An 18,654-nucleotide genomic window follows, 5' to 3' on the forward strand; every position below is an offset into this window, starting at 1 on the left:
TGACGGAGCACATATTGCCCGCCATTCTGCACCAGCTTCGGGAATGGCGCAGGCAGCGTGTGTGACGGAGACCAGTCTTGTCGAGATCCAAAACCGGACGCACAGCAATGTTTGCCGTTGCTGCGGGAGTATGGTTGGCGGCGCCTGTCGCCGAAGCGGCGGACAGGCCGGCGCCTGATGATAGTTCCAGGTGGATCGTCACACTCGGCGCCAGTGTCGAATACGGACCGACATTTCCCGGATCCAAACACGTCGGCTTGAGCGCCATGCCGTCCTTCGATATTAGACGGTTCGATGAGCCCGACGAGAAAAGCGCGCCCGACGACAATATTGATTACGGACTTTTCGATCTCGGCGGGGTCGAAATCGGGCCGGTAATCGGGATTCGCGACAGCCGTTCGCAATCCGACGAGGTGAACCTAAAAGGCACTTATGCCGTCGACTGGGGCGTCGATGCCGGTCTCTTTGTGCAATATTGGGCTATCCCCGATCACTTGCGCTTGCGCACGGAAATTCGTCAGGCGGTATCGAATGGCAGCGGCCTTGTCGTCGATGTCGGCGCTGACTGGTTTCAGCCTATTGCAGAGAAATGGTTATTCTCTGTTGGCCCGCGCGCCTCTCTCGGCAACGATGCCTACATGCGCAAATATTTCGGTGTTTCAGAGATAGAGGCATCCCGCAACGGTGGCCTGCCCGCCTTTAGCGCCGGTGGTAGCCTAAAGTCCGTCGGATTGACCGCCGCGGTTTCTTATGACCTAACTCCGACCTTGACCTTCCAGATCTACGATCGGTTCGACCGCCTGACCGGCGATGCCGCCGATAGTCCTATCACCTCGAAGATTGGAAGTAGAAGCCAGAACATCGTCGGCATCTCTCTTAGCAAAGCCTTCAGCATCAGCTTTTAGGTCTCTTTCGCGGCCGTGGCGATACACCAGACGCCGCCAAGGATCAGGCCGTTGCCGACCAGCTGGAGCAAAGGAACAGCTTCACCGAAGACGAGCCAGGCAACCGCCATGATGAAAAGATAGCTCAGAGCCGAGAGCGGAAAGGCCTTGCTGAGATCGAGTTCCGACAGAACCTTCATCCAGATGGCAAAGCAGGCAATCTCAGCAGCGACGGCCGCCAGAAACCAGTGGGAAGACAAGATCTGTAATAGCCAGTTGTCGCCGCCCATGCTGCCCGCATCCTCGGCGCTCTGTTTCAACAGGATCTGCTGCGCAGTATTTAAAAGTGGCACAGCAAGCCAGATCGGCCGCATCACCTTCATGGTACCGCCTCGAAACCGTAATCGGAGACCAGCAGCGGCGATATCTTTCTTAGCATGAACTGAAGCGCTGGATTGAGATGGCGGAAATACATGGCGTTGGCCGTCAACTTGCTGCCGAGGCGCACCTTGTTGCGATAGTAGGCTTGGCCGCTCTGATATCGCCTGATGCCGTGACGCAGGCAATAGTCGAGATTGGTGAACCAACTGAGATAATAGAGATTGTAGGGCCGACCCTTTTCGGCATCCATGCAGAAGAACTTGTCGATCAACCTGTCGCCATCGTGGATCATTAGGTTGGCTGCGAGCAGTTCCTCGCCGGAAAAATACATCGCGCAGAAGGAATTTTCCGGCATTCGCTTGAGAATGCCGTCGAAATAATCCGGCGTCAGTTCTTCGAACTGCCATTCGCTGCGCTGGCGCGTTTCGAGATATAGCTGCATCACGCGCGGGAGAAGGTCGCCGAAGCTCTTTCGATATTCGACGCGGATTTTTTCCCGGCTCCTGAGCTTGCGTCGCATGTCCTTGCGCGTTCCCGACGAGAGCATGGCGAGATATTCGTCGATCGACTTGAACTCGATATCTAGCCACGCCGTCGGCATGCTGGCGAAATTTGCATAACCGCGCGCGGACAAAGCGTTTGCGATATCAGTCGGCAGGGGCTGCGCCAGATCCTTCAGCGCCGTTAGCGAGCAGCGCTCCTTGCGGGCATGCGCTTCGAAAACATCGAGAAGCAGGAAAAAGAGTGCCGGCCGGCGTGCTTCGTCAATTCCCGGGGCAAAGCCGATGGCGCCCGTTTCCGTGCAGGGCGAGCCGAGGCAGGCAAGCCGCAGCGTCAGAAACCTCTTGAAGACGCCGCGGACTTTCTCGACCGCCTGTCTGATGCGGCCTGTCTCCAGCGTCGTTTCAAGCGCATAGTCGCACAGGAATGCGGGCATGACGGCGATGATGTCCTCATCCTCGCGGACAACGACATAGCGCCATTCAAATCCCGCGATACCGGCTTTCTCGACAGCGAGCAGATAATCGAAGGTTTCGATTTCAGCCGGGAAACAGGCGTTCCACGCTTCGCGCCCGAGCATGCAGATGCTTGAGACAACCGTTGCAACGAGGGTTGTCTCCTTAGAGATGCTGGGCTTAGTGACCGGCATTTTAAGCGCTTGCTGCTTCATGCTCCGCCTCGAAGAATTCCGCCGTCATGTCGGCGACACGCCGATGATGCCGGTCGACGTGAATCATGTGATAGCTATCATCTAACCAGCGCAGCTCCCGTCGTCCGCCGAGATGGGCGGCGATATACTGTGCGTGAGCGGGGCCGCTCAGATCGTCGTCGCGCGAATGCACGATCAACGTTGGTGTGCGCATCTCCGGCAGGCGGGCTTTCAGCGCGCGGCCAAGTTCATGCATTTCGATCAACCCACGTCCTGGAAAGGCTTCGAGCATGCCTTCACCGATCATACCGGCGACCATTCGGCGCATGCGTTCATCCTTGATGCCGAGTGATGGGGTCTCGCGGAAATTCAGCCGTTCTATGAACGGGATCAGGGAGATCCACCGGATGTAAGGCGAAAGCAGTGAATAATAGCGCGGCACGTCCCATCCGTCATAGTGGAAGCAGGGCGAGTAGACGGCGACTGCACTGATCGACAGCGGGTTGCGATCGGCCGCCATCATAGCGAGTTTGCCGCCAACACAGATGCCGGCGGCAAAGACATCGTTCGCGCGTTCGGAAAGCCAGTCTCCGGCGGCCTCCACACTATCGAGCCAGTCTTCCCAGCGTGAGCGACGGAGTGTCGCTTCGTTTTCGCCGTGGCCGGCAAGAAGCGGTGCATACACGCTGAAGCCGCGACGATGAAACTGCCGGGCGACCAGCCGCATTTCGGCTGGCGCACCCGTTAGTCCGTGAACGAGCATGACACCCTTGCCACTCGTGCCTTCAAGAAAGAAAGAAAGCCTGTCAGCCGGCATGCGGCAACTCCTCATGCGGCCGGTTCTCCTTCGCCATGAAACCGAGCGCGTGACACGTGCTGATCACATGTGTGCCAGCGGCTTCTTGCTCGAGGCGGATCTGCTCATGGAAATCCTTAAGCTTTGTCCAATGGGTCTTCGGGCGGTAGTGATGTTCCGCATGGTAGCCGTTGCCGAACCAAAGCCAGTTATAGAACCTGTTATGGCTGCTGACCCCCCACGCACTCGGTTCGTCAGGGTCTCCGTTCAGATGCTCGTAATAGCCGTTAAGCGACGAAAGGCAGTTGCCGAGATAATAGAAGGGTAAGAAGAAGAAGGCAGCTTTCCAATCATAAAGAATGGCGAGGAAAACGAACCCGATGAAGGAGATAAGCTCGATGCGTCCCCATTTGGCCTCGAACGGTCGCTTGCTGGCTATTGCCTGGTGGATGTCGCCGATATCGTCGCGGAAAAAGCTCAGGAATGTGTAGGATAAGACATTTTCCGGCTCGCCGTTCTTGCCGTGCTTGTAGATCGACAACATGTCGATCGTCTCACCCTTGTCATTCGGGCGGTCGCTGTTGCCGGAATGATGACGCATGTGCACCCAGTGATAATAGGCTTGCGAGAAACCGATCGTTATCGATTCCAACAGGCTAAACGCGTAGTTCATCCACCTTGGCTTGAAATAGCGCGTGTGGATGAAGTTATGGGAGATGCTGTTTATATTCCAGGATATTGACAGCGCATAAAACGCTCCGAGCACCGCCGATATCCAGAGCGGGCGGCGTTCGAAACCTGCGATCAAGTAGATATTGAAGGCCAGATTTGCGATTGCTGCCAACACCGGCACGATATCCCATTTCGAATGTGCGAAGATTTTCATAGTCCCGTCGCTCCGACACAGACCACGCCAAAGGTCACCAAAACGATGCCGAGCGCATGGCGAAGATTGATGGTTTCCTTGAATATGACCGCACCCGCTAACGCGATCGCCGCATAACTCAGCGCCATCAGCGGGAAAGCCTCCGACAGCGCGACATCTTCCAGCACGCGCGTCCACATCACCAGTTCAACGGCCCAGAAGGCGATGCCGAGCCAGATCGCAGGCTTTCGCAGGGTCTCCGCGAGCACGCTCGATGCGCCATGTTTGAAGCAGAGTTCGCGGCCGGTTTCCGCCAGAATGCAGGAGAGGATGAGACCGAGCGTCCACCCCGTCAGTCCCGACGTCATGGCATCAGCTCCAACAGCACTTCGAGCAACGCATGATTGGCGGCACTGTTGATGTTGCGGGTCGCCATCCTCTCCCGGTATCGGAAGGGCTGATCGATCAGCACCTCCGCCTTCTTCATCGCGCGCGTGTAGAGATCACCGCCATAATTGGGCGTCGAATAATCGCCGGTCACGTCGGCACCGATGACGCGGTGTCGCCGGCCGATCTCGCTCAGAAGCCAGAGGACATAGGGCAGCCGCATGCAGCCCTGGTCCCAATTGGTGACGGCATCGGCATCCGAAAGCACATCCTTGTCGATTGTGATGTAGACCGCCTCAGTCTCGATTCTGCTGAGCAGGCGGTCGAGGAAGTTGCTCTCACCCAGCTCCGAGATCGACTGCCAATGCAAGGCGCCGGCGATCTGGCTGTAACTCGCGCCCGAACCATAGCTAGACTTCACGCGGCTTGGCGGGTGCGCGTAGGGATAGAGCTCCAGTCGCCCATCGGCCAAAGGCCGAAGATTTGCGCCCTTGCGTTCCGGCGAGCTGAGGTCGCGGCTGCAGACGCCGAGCGTGATTACCTTCTTGACCATCGGCTGTTCAAGCGCCTTGTTGACCCATGAGCCGCAATGCAGACCGTTGTCGAAATGCACCCAGTCCGGATGATTGTCGATGTGAATGACGGTCACCGGCTGGCTACGGCCTTGCAGCGCAAGCTGAAGCAATAGAGCTGTCACATGGTGAAAATCGCCCGAGCCCATGAAGCACAGTCGCGACCCCTTGGCCGACAGCGGCCCGGTCTTTGCAAGATTGCGCCATAGGCAATCCAGTGCTTTTTCCCGCCCCCAGAGACGGATATTGCGCCCGCTCTCCTTGTCGCTGACTTCATGCGCTCCTGCCATTATGGAAGAGTGCATGAAGTCGGGTTGCAACTCCAACGCATCATCGAGATGAAGAAGAAGGAGTTGCACGGATCTATCTCCGTTCCGCGCGGGTGAGCAGCTGACCGAGCAGCGCAACGGCAAGCGCGATCTCGTCATGGCTAATCATAAGGCTCGGGGCAAAAGTGATGACGTTTTTGTGGTACCCACCGACATCGAGGACGAGCCCGTATTTCCGGCCGTCGACGACGAGATCGCCCTTCATGCCCTCGTCGCACATCCAGTCGAGCGTTGCCTTGTCGGGCGTAAAGCCGTCGGGCCTGCAGATTTCCATGCGCAGCGCAAGACCGAGACCATCGACTTCGCCAATGATGGCATGCTGGGACTGCAGATCCTTGAGACCTTCCAGAAAATGGGCGCCTTTTTTCATGACGCTGGCGCCGAAATCGTCCTCCGAGACCATTTTGAGGGTTTCGAGCGCAACCGAAGTTCCCATCGGGTTGCTGGCAAATGTCGAATGCGTAGAGCCAGGCGGAAAGATCGTCGGGTTTATCATCTCCTCTTTTGCCCAGATTCCGGAAAGCGGGTTGAGGCCGTTGGTGATCGCCTTGCCGAAAACCAGCACGTCGGGCGAGACGCCAAAATGCTCGATCGACCAGAGCTTTCCGGTGCGATAGACGCCCATCTGAATCTCGTCGACGACGAGCAGGATGCCGTGATCGTCTAGGACTTTCTTCAGTTCCTTAAAGAAGTTCATCGGCGGAATGACATAGCCACCGGTGCCCTGGATCGGCTCGACATAGAAGGCGGCATATTCGGATTTCTGAGCCTTTGGGTCCCAGACGCCGTTATATTCGCTCTCGAACAGTCGGGCGAATTTCTGTACGCAATAATGTCCGTATTCCTCCTTCGACATGCCTTTAGGCCCGCGGAAGTGGTAGGGAAACTCAATGAACTGTGCGCGATCGCCGAAATGGCCGTAACGCCGGCGATAGCGATAGCTCGAGGTGATCGAAGTCGCTCCGAGCGTGCGTCCGTGATAACCGCCCTCGAAGGCAAACATCAAGCTCTTGCCGCCGCTGTAGTTGCGGACGATCTTCAGCGAATCCTCGACGGCCTGTGAACCGCCGACATTGAAATGCACGCGACCCTTCATGCCGAATTTCTGCTCGGCATCCTTGGCGATCAGCGTCGCCAGTTCGACTTTCTCGCGATGCAGATATTGCGACGCGACCTGTGGCAGGCGGTCGAGCTGGCGATGGGCGACAGTGTTCAGCCGCTCGTTGCGGTAGCCGAAATTGACCGCCGAGTACCACATCTGCAGATCGAGGAACGGCGTTTGAGCCGCATCGTACACAAATGAGCCCTCGCAGGATTCGAAGAATTTCGGCCTCTCCGAATAGTGGACAGTGTCGCCGTGCGAGCAATAGGTCTCTTCGAGCAGACGCAGTTCATCTTCTGACAGCACTGTCTCGGCGCTGTCGGCCAGTTTCAGATTGGATCGCATGAAGTCCTCTTCTTACGCAGATTTTGCCACGGAAAGCGCAACTGGCTGCCGGGGCGGGCTGGAAAGGATTTTTGCGACAGCGGCCTGGATATCGGCGAAGCTGTCATAGGGGATGAAGGGGATACGGCGCCGATGGCAGTAGTCGGCCAGTTTTGCTTTCGCGAAGACCGTCACTTCCGCGTTGGAGACGCAAAAATCGCTGCGGCCGTCGCCGACATAAATATCGTCTCTGGATGGGGCGACGACATTGCATTTACAAACGCCCGAGCCGGCGGCGCAGGCGGCATTGATGAAAGGGAAATCAAGGTCGAAACACGCACCGACCTTTGCCGGATCAATGACGAGTTTGTTTGCAACAACAGATATGCCGGTAAGCCCATGTCGAGCGAGCACGCGTTGTATGAAGTAGTCGACGCCATCGCTAACGACAGTGAGGCTCAGGCCTTTGCTGTCGCAGAAGGCCTTGAAGGCAATGAAGCTATCGTCGATCTCGACCATGTCGACAAGCGCATCGAGTTCATCCCGCGTGGCCCTGATCAGCCGCACCTGACGCTGCATGCATTGCGCCGAGGTGATCTTGCCCTTTGTCCACTGATCCTCGATCTTGTGCCATTCTGGAGGAGCAAATCGCTGAAGAACGAAATCGGTCACGTCCCATTTCGATATGGTCCCGTCGAAATCGCAAAACACTTGCATTGCATGCTCCGTCAAGAACTTGACGAAGGCTATAGCGTTGCGAACTGAAAGCAGGATGAGGCGAAGATGAAGCGAAACTGAATTCGCGCGAAAATCGTGGCCGGTGCGATCTTACGCAGCGGGAATATCCAGATCGACTCTCAGCCCATATCCCCAGGTCGGGGTGCCGAGCTTGATCCCGATCTCGAGCCTGCTTCCGATATCGGCGACGATCGGCAGGCCGAGCCCGGATCCTTCGCCACTGTCCGCGCCCAGTCGATTGAAACGCTGGAAGGCCGCATCGTGTTTTTCGGCCGGGATCCCCGGACCGCTATCCATTATGCAGAGCACCCAGCCGCGCCGACTCTGCTCGATCCGCACTTCGATGCGGGTGGCATCGGGTGAATATTTGATGGCGTTATCAAGAAGATTGTCGATCACCACATGCAGGAGGGCGCAATCGGTCAGCACCATGGCTTTCGCCTCGCCTCTCTCAAGGCTGACATCAAACCTGCGGCTACTGATGACGGCGCCGAAATCCGAGATTGCCGATGCCGCGATTTCCGGCAATTCCAGAGCCTCCAGCTGCAGCGGTTGGTGGCTCACGCGCGCTAGCCGCAGAAGCTGCTCGATCAGATGCATGGCGCGTTCGTTGCTGATGACGAGATCTCTCAGCAGTGCTCGGCGTTCTTCGTCTGTGTCTGCCCGGTCGAGAAGCTGCAGAAGCAGCTTGATGCCGGCCTGTGGCGTGCGGAGTTGATGAGCGGCAAGATCGGAGAAGCGCCGTTCCATGGTCAGCGAGCGGCCGAGCTTGCGCAGAAGATTGTTGAGTGAATGCACAAGCGGGGTGAGATCCCGCGGCAACGCCCTGGTGGCGATCATCGATAGATCGTCCGGGGTCCGTGTCCTGATCTGCGAAACCAGTCCCCTGATACTCGCAAGGCCGTTGTTGATCGCAAGCCAGATGATGATCGCGATGACCGGCACGAGAACGAGAAGCGGAAAGGCGAGATTGAGGAGGATATTGTCAACAAGACCTTGTCGGAGATTGATCTTTTCGGCGACCTCAATCGTGACCTCGGTATTTGGGATCGACAGCGAATAGATCCGCCAGAGCTCGCCGTGAAAGGTGATGTCGGAGAAGCCCGCTGCAAAGCGTGTGACCTCAGCGGGAAAGGCGTTGCTGCTTGCAAATGCAAGCGCTGCCCCCCTCCACGCGCGGAACGAATGCGCATCGGCGTAGTCGTCAGCATCCTCGTTGAGCGCTAGCTGGTTATCCATGTTGAAGTCGAGATCTGGAACCTGCACCGTCGGCCGCGACGTCGGTCGGGTCAGCGGATGTTTCATCAGCGACCACAGTACATTGGCGTCGTTGATGAGCTGGGCGTCGTAGATATTGTCGATCTCACGCGTCGCGCTGCGATAGGCAAAAAAACCGATGATAGCGATCGTGACGATCAGGGTCGGCAGGATGCGCAGGAAAAGGCGTTGGCTGAGTGTCACTGTTAGCGCTCGACCATATAGCCGACGCCGCGGATCGATCGGATAAAATCGGTGCCGAGCTTCTTGCGCAGGTTATAGACGGTCACCTCGATCGTATTGCTCTCGACGGAAACATCTGTGTCATAGAGCGCATATTCGATATCGCTTTTCGTCACATAGCGGCCGCTACGTTCCATCAGCAGCCTAAGGAGATGAAATTCCTTGGCGGTCATGTGGAGCTGGATCCCGTTGCGGCGCGTCACCATCGCTGCCGGGTCGATCTCGACATCGGCACAGCGAATTACGGTTTCGTTGCGGCCCTGCCGGCGGCGCAGCAAGGCGCGCACACGGGCAAGCAATTCGTCGAGATCGAAGGGCTTGCTCAGATAGTCGTCTGCACCCTCGTCAAGACCGGCCACGCGATCCCGGACACTGTCGAGCGCCGTCAGCATCACGATCGGCACCTGATTGCCGCCTTGCCTGAGCTCTCTCACCACGTCGAAACCGCTGGCTTTCGGCAGATTGACGTCGAGAATGACGGTGTCATAGGCGTTGTCGCGCAAGGCCTCGAGCGCCGTTTCTGCATCGCGAAACCAGTCAACGCCATAGGCATGTTTCTCGAGGGCCTTTTTAAGCGAGGAACCAAGGATGAAATCGTCTTCGACCAAAACTATGCGCAATGCTCTATCCTCGCCATCTCAATCGCCGATGTGCTTCATCCGCCGCGATTGAGGCCGAAATCCGGCCATCTCAAGGTTACCGCGAAGGTGGGTCATGACGAAGACGGTTACCCGCTAAAGCATTACGCGCCACGCCCCAAAGCGCCCGGTTGGTTGCATGATTATCAAGGTGGACGGTGTAAGCGAAAGTATCCGGCATGGTCGTGGCCGAGTGTTGGATGCGAAAGCGTTCTTCTTTCTCCTGAGTGGTACTAACGATGTGCGTGGATGTCTTCGTGTTGGCTCTTGCTAGGCTAGTCCATTGGTGGCGGAGGCTCTTTCGACCTGCCTACGGTCGCCGACTGACCTTCCGTAAACAATCACCTCACTCACTACGAGCCGGCTTCCGGATCTTTGGCGATATTTGTCCAACGGGTTTGCAGTGGAGGTGGACGACGCCGGGCTCGAGAACGGCGTTGGAGTGTGATTGAAGAATGACTAGTTCGCTGAGGGTGAAGCTGGCGCCAAACACGATACGAAACGGTCAAATTGGCTTCGGAAGCGCGCGCATCGTGCGGTCGACGCGGCGATATTACGCCGCAGCAGGGAGATAGTAATTTCTCTGGAAAACGTGAGCATGCTTGGTCTGAAATGCTGATACATGCAGTTCACTTAAGATATTTTTGACGAGTTCCGAGTAAGTACTTCTCAGACACTCCGATCTATTTAAGCAGCGTCTATCGCCGGAACCGAGCATGTGATCGATGCCGGGGCGGTTCCGACGGCTCGATCTGGACCTCGACTCGAGTTGGCATGAAGTCTCCCCTGACGGATGAGAAAACCGACGATCAGGGTCGGATGGTGTCTTATGGCAAAGTCGCTGCTGTCGCGGTCGTCGGGAACAAGACGGCGCTCGTCAAATCTCAGACGCTCAACGACTTGCGTTTCATACTCCCGCGGTGGCTTGCCGGGTGACGATTGCGAGTGTCGCGGGCAATCTGTCTCATCTCGCGGCCTTGCACAAGAAATTGTATCATCCCTGCGGAAGGAATAGAGATCGTCCCCGTCTTGGTCTGCACCCGCGCATCACGCAAACGGACCTAGCAAGTTTTTTGAGGTGCATACGTTTGCGACCAGGGGGCATTGATCCGATCCCGTTCATAAGAGATTGTTACTCAGTGCGCAGGTGAGCTCGGATGCGAAATACTTCTCGCATCCGAGCTTGGTGGCTTAGTCCCGACTATCCACTTCCTGCAAACTTTAACGAGCATATTCTCGCGAATACATCCATTTTGTTGAAGGGATTCGGTTGAACCGGTTTGTCACGGGCTTTGCTGCGACCGCTATCGGTTGAACGACACGCTTGCTTTTCTTGAGCGATGGCGTGATGGCGAAGTCCTTTAGGCCCGCGAATTGCCCGGCATACTGCTGCTTCAGCGCCGCAAGCTCGCTCTTGTTCTTGCTTCGGCTGGCGATGACGGCCATGCCGATCACCCCGCCTTCCGTGGCTTCCCATTCAACGGATTGGGCAAACAGGGGGCGCGCTTCCGCCGGGCCCTTGTCTCGGAACAGCTTCCAACCAAGTGCCTGTGCGCCCAACGCCGACTTTGCAGCATAGACGTAGCTCTTGAGCGTGCTCAGGTCCGAATCGCTGATCTTCAGCGTTGCCTGTTCGTCGGTCAACGCCGCGGCGGCGATCTCGATATATTCGTTGCGAATATCGTCGGACTTGTCGGCAAAGCGGGTTGCAAGCGTGAAGGCCTCGTCCATCTTGCCGAGATTGCGCAGCGACAGGATAACGCCTTCAACGTTTTTCAAGTCGTTACCATACTGCATGCCCGAGGTGAACCAGGCCAACGCCGGCTGCCATTGCTTCTGGCTATAGTAATACCACCCGAACAGGCTCGCGTCGGGGGCGGACTGGGCGCTTTCGACATAGTTAGCGAAACTCTCGAGATCCGCGCCAGAAGGCGGGCGGGCCATAGGATCGCCTTCGCTGACCGCGCCCATCTGCTTGCGGATCGCATCATAGCTGAAGCTGGCGAATTCCGCGGTGCCATCGGGCAGGGTGCGGCCCAGCGCAAGCAGCGAGGTGATGCCGGCGGCTGGCAGAAGCGCACTGGCCTTTTGCATGGTTGCCAGTCGCTCGCTCGGCTGGTCACAATTGGTAAGCACATACTTGTAGAGATCGAATGCCTTTGCCATATCTCTGGTCTTGGCAAGGGCCTCGCCCACCTGCCACAGCGCGTTCATCTCACCGCATACGAGCAGTTGTGGCTGCTGCTGGGCTGCAGAAATCACCTGGCCCCAATTGGCGCGGGTATAGGCGCGGTCGATCAGCTTGCGCGATTCCGCCATCTCCAGCTTTTCCATCAGGTCCGTCGAGGGCTTCCATTCCGGGTTGCCGCTTGCGATACGGGCGATCTCCACGCGCAGCCGTGTAAGGTCGCCCGTCGCGTAAATGTCCCACAGCGGCTGTTCGTCGATCGCCGTCGTCTGGTTGAACAGGTCTTCGGAGGCTTCCCAGTTCGGATAGAGCGCCTTGAGGCGGCGCAGTTCGGCGCCGAGGCGCTTCAGGTCGCGCGTCTTGGCATAATAGCGCAATGCGGTTTCGTCCACCTTCTCAGGGGCGGCCGCCTTAGCCTGGCCCGTTGCCGCCTGCTTCATGTCGGCCGTGGCCGAAGCAAATGGATTGGCTGCGGGTGTGGCGGCCGGCGCCGGCGTCGTGACGACGGGGGCTTTCTGCGCCACAGGCGTGAACGGGTTTTCGCCGGGTGCGACGTCGCGATAACTGGTCTCGGGAAGCTGCGCGGTCCCGGTAACTGGAGCGGCATTGACCGCCTTCGGCAGCACCGCGGCAACACTCTGGTCGACCGCCGGCGTGATTGCCGTGTTCTGCGTCGGCACGACGGCGAGAGCGCTCATGCCACCTGCCGGCACGACCGCGTTAAGGCCTGTGTTGCCGCTTAGATCAGCGGCGGAGACCGGAACCGTTTTCAGCGATGGGGTCAGAAAAATAGCGCAACTGCAAAGCAGGAGTGCTGTCACTGTGTATCTGGCAGACATCTTGGATACCTTTCTGCAACTGCAACAAGACTGAGGAGATGAAGTGTAGAGGGGTAGTAATCGGTGGTTTCGAAGGCTGCTGCCGTTGGAGCCGCTGTCTCGCGACCTAGACTGCAGCCGACCAATTCCGTCACGGCGCGGTATCCGGCTTCCGGCATCTGCGACAGTGTCGTGGCGTTTGCCAGTTCGATGACCGAGGCGGCACCATTGTTGGTGTCGCGCCAGGCGTCGGCAAACGGCGTCAGCAGGTCTGAGTGATCGCGCGAATACCAGGCGAGATAGAGCGGAATGCGGATCGCATCATGGCCGAACTGCGCCGGATAGGCACTTGCCGGCATCGGCGTTTTGCCCTTCAGCGATATCCAGTCCGCCGGCAGCGCTGCCGGTCCGAAGCGCGCGGTTTGCGTCAGGGACAGCCCCGTCCTGATTAGTTCGTCGGCTGGAAAACGCGATGACGCGACGCCCAGTTCGGCGATGGCGGGATAGACCCAGTACGAGAGGTTGACGACGGGCCCGTCCGGCTGGTCCGTGGCGCCAAACCCTCGCTCGCCCGGCAGTAGCGCTTTGCCGAATGCCGTGTCGACGACCGTCTTGTCGGCGATCTCCTCGGCAATCCGCTTGGCATCACGAGCATAATCGCTGTCTTTCCAGACATGGGCCGCCTTGGCCAATGCCCAGCCGATGAGCAGATCGCCATCGGTCGCGTTGTTGGTGTCGGCGACGTGTGGCGTCGCCGCCGGATCCCATCGCCAGGCCGCCAGATTGTCGCCACGCACGTAGAGATTGGCTTTCGTCCAGCCCCATATGCGCTCGAAACTCTTACGGTCGTCGGCGATCGCGGCGATCAGCATGCCATAGCCCTGACCCTCGCTGTGGCTGATCCCGTTAGCCCGCGTGTCGATCACGCGGCCCTCCTGGGTGACGTATTCGTGGCGATAGAGCATCCACGACCCTGCGACATAGTCCACCGGCTGAACCGCGTCGTCAGCGCCAGCACTCGCCTGTGCCAGCGGGAACGCGGCAATCGAACCCGCCAGCAACATCGCTTTGAACGAGACGGTGCGGTTTATCATTTGCGCCGACCGAGTTTAAGCATCAGGAAGGTCGATGCGCCGAGCATGATTGCCGCGCCGAGCTGGGCCAGCGTGTATTCCATGACATGGTTGGAAAGCCAGCCGGCGATGATCAGGCGCATGTTGCCGATGGATACCGGCTGGGTCTGAAACAGCGCGATGTCACGGGGAGACACCTGGTCCATGACCTGGCCGCTCGTCGAGAATGACTGCAGCGAGCCGTTGAGCCGGGTCCAGGTCGAGCGTTCCATGACTGCGTCGACCGTCGCTGTGAGGCTTGTGTCGGAAGGCGATGCCACCACAGTCCAGACGCCGCCCGATGACATTTCCTTCTGGGCGATGAGCAGAGCGGTGTTGTCCTTCGGCTGGTAGTTTTCGGCGCGGGTCTCACCGGCCGAGCCGAGTGTGGGTTGCAGTTGCGACAGGGTCGATCGGGCGAATGACTTTGCCGTCGAAGCCAATTCGGTGACGGGCGCGAGAAGCTTGTCCAGCTGTGTCGGCGTATCGGCTGCGGCGGCTTCTCGGCCGCTGGCAGGATCCCCGAACGACATCGAAGCTGCCGCCTGTCCGCGCCTGCTGCTCGGCGGGCCGTTGGTCAGACCTGCCGGTGTGGCGGAGAGGTCGAGGCCGGCCTGGCTCTGGATTTCGGCAGGCAGTCTGGCGAAGGGTGCAAAGGCCATGATCTGGCGTTGGCCGGCGTCGGGAACCGATGTCATCAGATCGACCGGCGTGACACGACCGGACGAGTAGGCCATCTTGGCGAGAAACGAACCCGCTGCATCGATTGCCGGCGAATTCAGATCCGGCACGTAGACGGAAGTGGCCTCGGCAGCGTGACCCGCTGCGAGCGATGCGCCCGATACCAGCGCTGCGATATCGGGGTAACGGCCGACCCGTGCAAAGGATGGAACTTCCAGAAAGCTCGATCCGAGTATCGACAAGCGCGAACGGTCCTCATTGGCACCGGCCAGCGGATCGCAGACGGCATCGGCCGGCGTCGGCAGACGTGCTTCGAACTCGATGATGTTCTCGCCCGGGCGCAGCTTGCTCAGCGGGATCGGCAGGCGCTGATCGTCGATGAGACCGTTGCGGCTGGCGCCGAGCGTAATGTCAGCGACCGTTTCGCCGTTGGCGCGCAGGATAAGTTCGGCACCGCGGGCGAGGTTGGCGGCATAGCGCGCGCTCAGATGCATGACGAGCGAGCCGTAGTCGCCGGGATAGAAGTCCGACGGCATCGAGAAGTTGACGCTCTCCTTGTAAAGTCGACCGGTGAAGGGCTGCGCGATGAAGCCGAGGTTCTGAAGCGGCACCACCGAGTTGGGTGCAAGCGGGCGACCCTTGGTGTTGGCAAGCGCGCGCAGACCCTGCGGCGTTCCGTCATTCTGCTGCTGCTGGCTGAGCCGCTGGAACTCCTCGACCGCGTTGTTGACATCAGGAGCGGCCTGTCCGGTTATCACCAGCATCTTGCGCTGCGTGCCATCATTGGAAAGAACGCTGATGCCGTCCTTCAACGCCGCCGCGCGATCGGCGCCAAGTGTGGACGCCAGTGCGTTGCGTGTGCCGACGACCACATCGATGCCGGGATCGCCGGATTGCGCTTCGCCGATCGTCACGGCCGGGCGATCGAAGTTGCCGGCAATTGCCAGCGACTGGATCACGGCCATGATCCGATTGTATTCGGTCGTCGATGCGCCGGGCGAAATCCGTCCATGGATGGGAGTGCGGCCATCATTGATCCCGCCCAGTGCGATCAGGTCGGGTATCGACGTTCCGCCGGCGGCGGACTTGCCGCCGAAGACGAAGCCGCTCTGTTCGGGGTCGACCTGCGTCCAGAGTTCATAGGTTGCATCGATGGTGCAATCGACGCGGTGCTTCTGGTCGACAAGAATGGAGACGGCATTGTAGCCTGGCTGAATGAGGCCATTCGGCACCTTGAGTTCGGCGCGGTAGGGGTCACCGGCTGTGAGCTTGATGGTGCCGACATCCTGGTCGTTGACGAAGACCCGCATGGCCGAGCTTTCGGGCGCGGTCGAGATTGAGGTCTGCAGCGACAGGACGAGTTTGGTGCTGCCGGCTATCTCCGCCGGAAGCGCGTAGAAGGCATATTCCCTGCTCGTGCTCTCACCATTGAAGAACAGTGCATTGCGGGTGGCACCGATCCGACGCAGATTGCTGTCGTCTGCGGTGGTCGCCGTCGCTGCAGGTGTCATCGGCTTGGCGATATCGCCGAGCGAGAAGGCGGTTGGAGACTGTGCAAAGGCACCACCGGTGAGCAGCGAGAGGGATGTTGCGGCAAGTGCCAGCTTGTAACGATAGGGGATACGCATCATGCACCTTCCTTTGCACTGGTTTCGGGGAATGCCTGGGCTGTATTGTTGTTTGCAGGCAGCAGGGGCGCCTGCGAGCGGCGCGCCGAAGCTGCGGAACCACCGGTCATAAGCAATGCGAGCGCACTGACCGGGCTCTTGAGGGCCCAGCGAAGGAGGGCAACAGTCGCAATGATCATGCCGCGGCGCTTCTGGCGGGTTGTGCGGATCGAGCGGACATCGCTCATATCGCGCAGGATCATTTCTGCAACGACCGGGTAGTGCTGCGCCTCCAGATCAAAGCGGATCGCCAGCGTCTGCTGCTCCTGGCTTGGATGTGCGGCGACCGTCACCGGGATCGAGTTGACGATCAGCGCCTGCGAAGGGTTGGCAATCGACAGGTGGCCGTTATCCGACTTGCGAAGAGCCTGCATTGCGGCCTGCGGTAACTGGATGGTGGCGCGGGCGGCCGAAGCCTTGAGAGCCGAACCCGTCCAGGTCTTGTCGCCAAAGGTCAGCGATACCTTGGTGTTGGTCGGCAGCTCAATGCCTTCGACCACGTTGCGGCGTTCGGTGATAACACCAAGGCCGGCGCCGGCGATCAGCAGGTTCAAAAAGTTCCAGGCGCCGACGATCATCAGGAGACCGCTGATTTCAGGTTCGGTATTGTAGCGATAAATCGAGACGCCAAGCGTGAAGGCGAGAACCGCGAAGATCGCGAAGTAGGGGAGGGAGAGCTCCGACAGACGGTCTCCGGCAGTGCTCTGACCCTTCGCCGTGACGTTGAAGGTTGGGCGGCGTGGCTGCAGGATGACACTGATGATGGCGCGGAACAGGTAGACCGACTGGACGTATTCGTAGATCTCCGACATCCAGGGCCAGCGAACCGAACCGTAGAGGTAGCTGCGGATGAGTTCGCCGACGATAAGGTAGGTCACCGTGTGGGCGATAAAGTCCTCGGACGACGCCACGAAGATCTTCATGTTGAAAAGGATGAAGAGAAGCGGCGCGAAGATGAAGACGGCGCGCACGAAGGGGAAGAACCAGAACAGCGAGCTGGAAAGGTAGCAGATGCGCTGCGCGAAGCTGAGACCGGCCTTCAGGAGCGGGTTTTTCAGCAAAAGGATCTGGACCATGCCGCGGCACCAGCGCGAGCGCTGACCGATGAAGCTGGAGACTGTTTCCGGCTGCAGGCCGGCAATCATCGGCTTGTCGACATAGACGCTGTTCCAGCCACGGGAGTGCAGTTCAAGCGCCGTTTCGCAGTCTTCGGTGATTGTGATCCCCGAGAAGCCGCCGACCTCTTCCAGCGCTTCGCGGCGCAGGACGGCTGCCGAGCCGCAGAAAAACGACGCGTTCCAGCGGTCGAGACCCTTCTGGATCTTGCCGTAGAACATTTCGTTCTCGGACGGCATTGTGGTGAAGGTATCGAGGTTATGCTCGATCGGGTCCGCGTTGGAGAAAAAATGCGGCGTCTGAACGAGGAAGAGATTGGGATCCTTCGAGAAGTATCCGACTGTCTCCTGCAGGAAAGCGCGTTCTGGCGCATGGTCGGCATCGAAGACGACGACCAGGTCGCCGCTGGTGCGCGAAAGGCCGCTGTTCAGGTTTCCGGCCTTGGCGTGGACGTTTTCGGCGCGCGTCATATAGGTGACGCCGAGATCGGCGCATAGATCTTTGAGGACGATGGCGCGGTTGATTGCAGCCTCGGCGACTGCGGTGTCGTCGGAGAAACGCTTCTGGTCGGTGCCGCCGTCGTCGAGCAGGAACACTCGTAGCTTGTTGCTCGGATAGTGCATGGCCATGGCAGCCGACAGTGTCATGGCAAGGATTTCCTTGCCCTCGTTGTAAGTCGGCACGAAAACGTCGACGCTGGGCGCGTCCTCGTCCGAAAGACGCGGCGCGGCCTGCCGCTCACGCGGATCGGCAACAACGAACAGGCTGATCGCCAGCATGACGATGCAGTACATCTCTGCCGCATAAAGCACGACGCCTGGAATGAAAGAATAGAGGTCGTCGACCGGCGGTAGCGTGCTGGTCGTTCTCCAGTAGGCATAACGTAGGACAACCACTGATCCGAGCGCCAGAAACACGTGGCGCCAGATGCCATCGAGACGCAGAACCGCGATAACGGCAAGAACCGCTATGACAGACAGCGACAGAGCCATTTGGACGGAGTTTCCAACCGGCTGTGTGACAAGAAACAGTGCGGTAAGTGTACTGGTCGTCCACAGTATAAAAGTGACTAGCTTAGTCATTGATCAGCCCCAATGATTAACGGGAAGTTAATTTGGGCCGATACTAGGAAATTATAATTGGTTGGCAACCTCTATATATTGCGCAGATTTTAAATGTAATTGAATAAATATTTATGAGTTACCTGTATTATCTGCATTAAGACGGTCGAAGCACGACTTTTTGCACATAAAATATACTTGCTGCGAATGGGATGAGCAGATTTCTTAGCCATTTACCATGAGTCTTTAGGGGTTTTCGTTGCGACCACGGGGCTAAATTAGTAGGTTCTTAGTTAATTTCGGGGCCAAGATGCAGGGCTGCATACTACTCAGGATATATTTGAT

Annotated in this window: 15 protein-coding genes and 1 pseudogene; 2 read left to right on the forward strand and 14 right to left on the reverse strand. The window is 58.5% G+C overall.

Annotation, left to right across the window (positions count from 1 at the left end; translation table 11 throughout):
• Window positions 1-77 precede the first annotated feature (77 nt).
• Entirely contained in the window at window positions 78-905 is an 828-nt protein-coding gene (locus ACIQUB_RS16775) for a MipA/OmpV family protein (RefSeq protein ID WP_402930765.1), read from the forward strand.
• Here the strand turns inward: ACIQUB_RS16775 and ACIQUB_RS16780 are convergent.
• The 10 genes from ACIQUB_RS16780 to ACIQUB_RS16825 form a co-directional block, all read right to left on the reverse strand.
• Window positions 902-1,267, reverse strand: a complete 366-nt coding sequence (locus ACIQUB_RS16780) for an EamA family transporter (RefSeq protein WP_402930767.1) — start codon at window positions 1,265-1,267, stop codon at window positions 902-904. The two genes, ACIQUB_RS16775 and ACIQUB_RS16780, sit on opposite strands and share 4 nt — an antisense overlap.
• Complete coding sequence (locus ACIQUB_RS16785; protein WP_402930769.1) at window positions 1,264-2,436, reverse strand: peptidogalycan biosysnthesis protein; 1,173 nt, start codon at window positions 2,434-2,436, stop codon at window positions 1,264-1,266. Before ACIQUB_RS16785 ends, ACIQUB_RS16780 begins: the two co-directional genes overlap by 4 nt.
• Window positions 2,417-3,232 carry an alpha/beta hydrolase gene (locus tag ACIQUB_RS16790; RefSeq protein ID WP_402930771.1) on the reverse strand — a complete coding sequence of 272 codons (816 nt, stop codon included), beginning with the start codon at window positions 3,230-3,232 and terminating at the stop codon, window positions 2,417-2,419. Before ACIQUB_RS16790 ends, ACIQUB_RS16785 begins: the two co-directional genes overlap by 20 nt.
• Window positions 3,222-4,097, reverse strand: coding sequence for a fatty acid desaturase family protein (locus tag ACIQUB_RS16795; protein ID WP_402930773.1), 876 nt, complete (start codon window positions 4,095-4,097; stop codon window positions 3,222-3,224). The genes ACIQUB_RS16790 and ACIQUB_RS16795 overlap by 11 nt, the downstream gene beginning before the upstream one ends.
• Window positions 4,094-4,444, reverse strand: coding sequence for an EamA family transporter (locus ACIQUB_RS16800; RefSeq protein WP_402930775.1), 351 nt, complete (start codon window positions 4,442-4,444; stop codon window positions 4,094-4,096). The genes ACIQUB_RS16795 and ACIQUB_RS16800 overlap by 4 nt, the downstream gene beginning before the upstream one ends.
• Window positions 4,441-5,394 (reverse strand): arginase family protein, encoded by a 954-nt coding sequence (locus tag ACIQUB_RS16805; RefSeq protein WP_402930777.1) that lies wholly within the window; start codon window positions 5,392-5,394, stop codon window positions 4,441-4,443. The genes ACIQUB_RS16800 and ACIQUB_RS16805 overlap by 4 nt, the downstream gene beginning before the upstream one ends.
• 4 nt (window positions 5,395-5,398) lie before the next feature.
• A complete protein-coding gene (locus tag ACIQUB_RS16810) occupies window positions 5,399-6,811 on the reverse strand; it encodes an aspartate aminotransferase family protein (RefSeq protein ID WP_402930780.1) in 1,413 nt (470 codons plus the stop codon).
• A gap of 12 nt (window positions 6,812-6,823) precedes the next feature.
• Window positions 6,824-7,507 (reverse strand): MtnX-like HAD-IB family phosphatase, encoded by a 684-nt coding sequence (locus ACIQUB_RS16815; RefSeq protein ID WP_402930782.1) that lies wholly within the window; start codon window positions 7,505-7,507, stop codon window positions 6,824-6,826.
• Between the two features lie 111 nt (window positions 7,508-7,618).
• A complete protein-coding gene (locus ACIQUB_RS16820; protein WP_402930784.1) occupies window positions 7,619-8,989 on the reverse strand; it encodes an ATP-binding protein in 1,371 nt (456 codons plus the stop codon).
• A 2-nt stretch (window positions 8,990-8,991) separates the two neighbouring features.
• Entirely contained in the window at window positions 8,992-9,648 is a 657-nt protein-coding gene (locus ACIQUB_RS16825; protein ID WP_402930786.1) for a response regulator transcription factor, read from the reverse strand.
• Window positions 9,649-10,461: 813 nt separating this feature from the next.
• Between ACIQUB_RS16825 and ACIQUB_RS16830 the strand changes: the two are divergent.
• Window positions 10,462-10,584, forward strand: a pseudogene (locus ACIQUB_RS16830) (NADPH-dependent oxidoreductase); the annotation flags it as partial.
• A 303-nt stretch (window positions 10,585-10,887) separates the two neighbouring features.
• Here ACIQUB_RS16830 and ACIQUB_RS16835 read toward each other — a convergent pair.
• The 4 genes from ACIQUB_RS16835 to bcsA all read right to left on the reverse strand — a co-directional run bounded on the left by ACIQUB_RS16835 (window position 10,888) and on the right by bcsA (window position 18,330).
• Window positions 10,888-12,552 (reverse strand): hypothetical protein, encoded by a 1,665-nt coding sequence (locus tag ACIQUB_RS16835; protein ID WP_402930788.1) that lies wholly within the window; start codon window positions 12,550-12,552, stop codon window positions 10,888-10,890.
• Window positions 12,553-12,671: 119 nt separating this feature from the next.
• Window positions 12,672-13,766 carry a glycosyl hydrolase family 8 gene (locus ACIQUB_RS16840; RefSeq protein ID WP_402930790.1) on the reverse strand — a complete coding sequence of 365 codons (1,095 nt, stop codon included), beginning with the start codon at window positions 13,764-13,766 and terminating at the stop codon, window positions 12,672-12,674.
• The gene (locus tag ACIQUB_RS16845; RefSeq protein WP_402930792.1) at window positions 13,763-16,093 is read right to left on the reverse strand and encodes a cellulose biosynthesis cyclic di-GMP-binding regulatory protein BcsB; all 2,331 of its coding nucleotides are present in this window, start codon (window positions 16,091-16,093) and stop codon (window positions 13,763-13,765) included. Before ACIQUB_RS16845 ends, ACIQUB_RS16840 begins: the two co-directional genes overlap by 4 nt.
• Complete coding sequence (gene bcsA, locus ACIQUB_RS16850; RefSeq protein ID WP_402930794.1) at window positions 16,093-18,330, reverse strand: UDP-forming cellulose synthase catalytic subunit; 2,238 nt, start codon at window positions 18,328-18,330, stop codon at window positions 16,093-16,095. The genes ACIQUB_RS16845 and bcsA overlap by 1 nt, the downstream gene beginning before the upstream one ends.
• Window positions 18,331-18,654 lie beyond the last annotated feature (324 nt).

It is taken from the genome of Rhizobium sp. NPDC090275, from assembly GCF_044772225.1.
Taxonomy (GTDB): Bacteria; Pseudomonadota; Alphaproteobacteria; order Rhizobiales; family Rhizobiaceae; genus Rhizobium.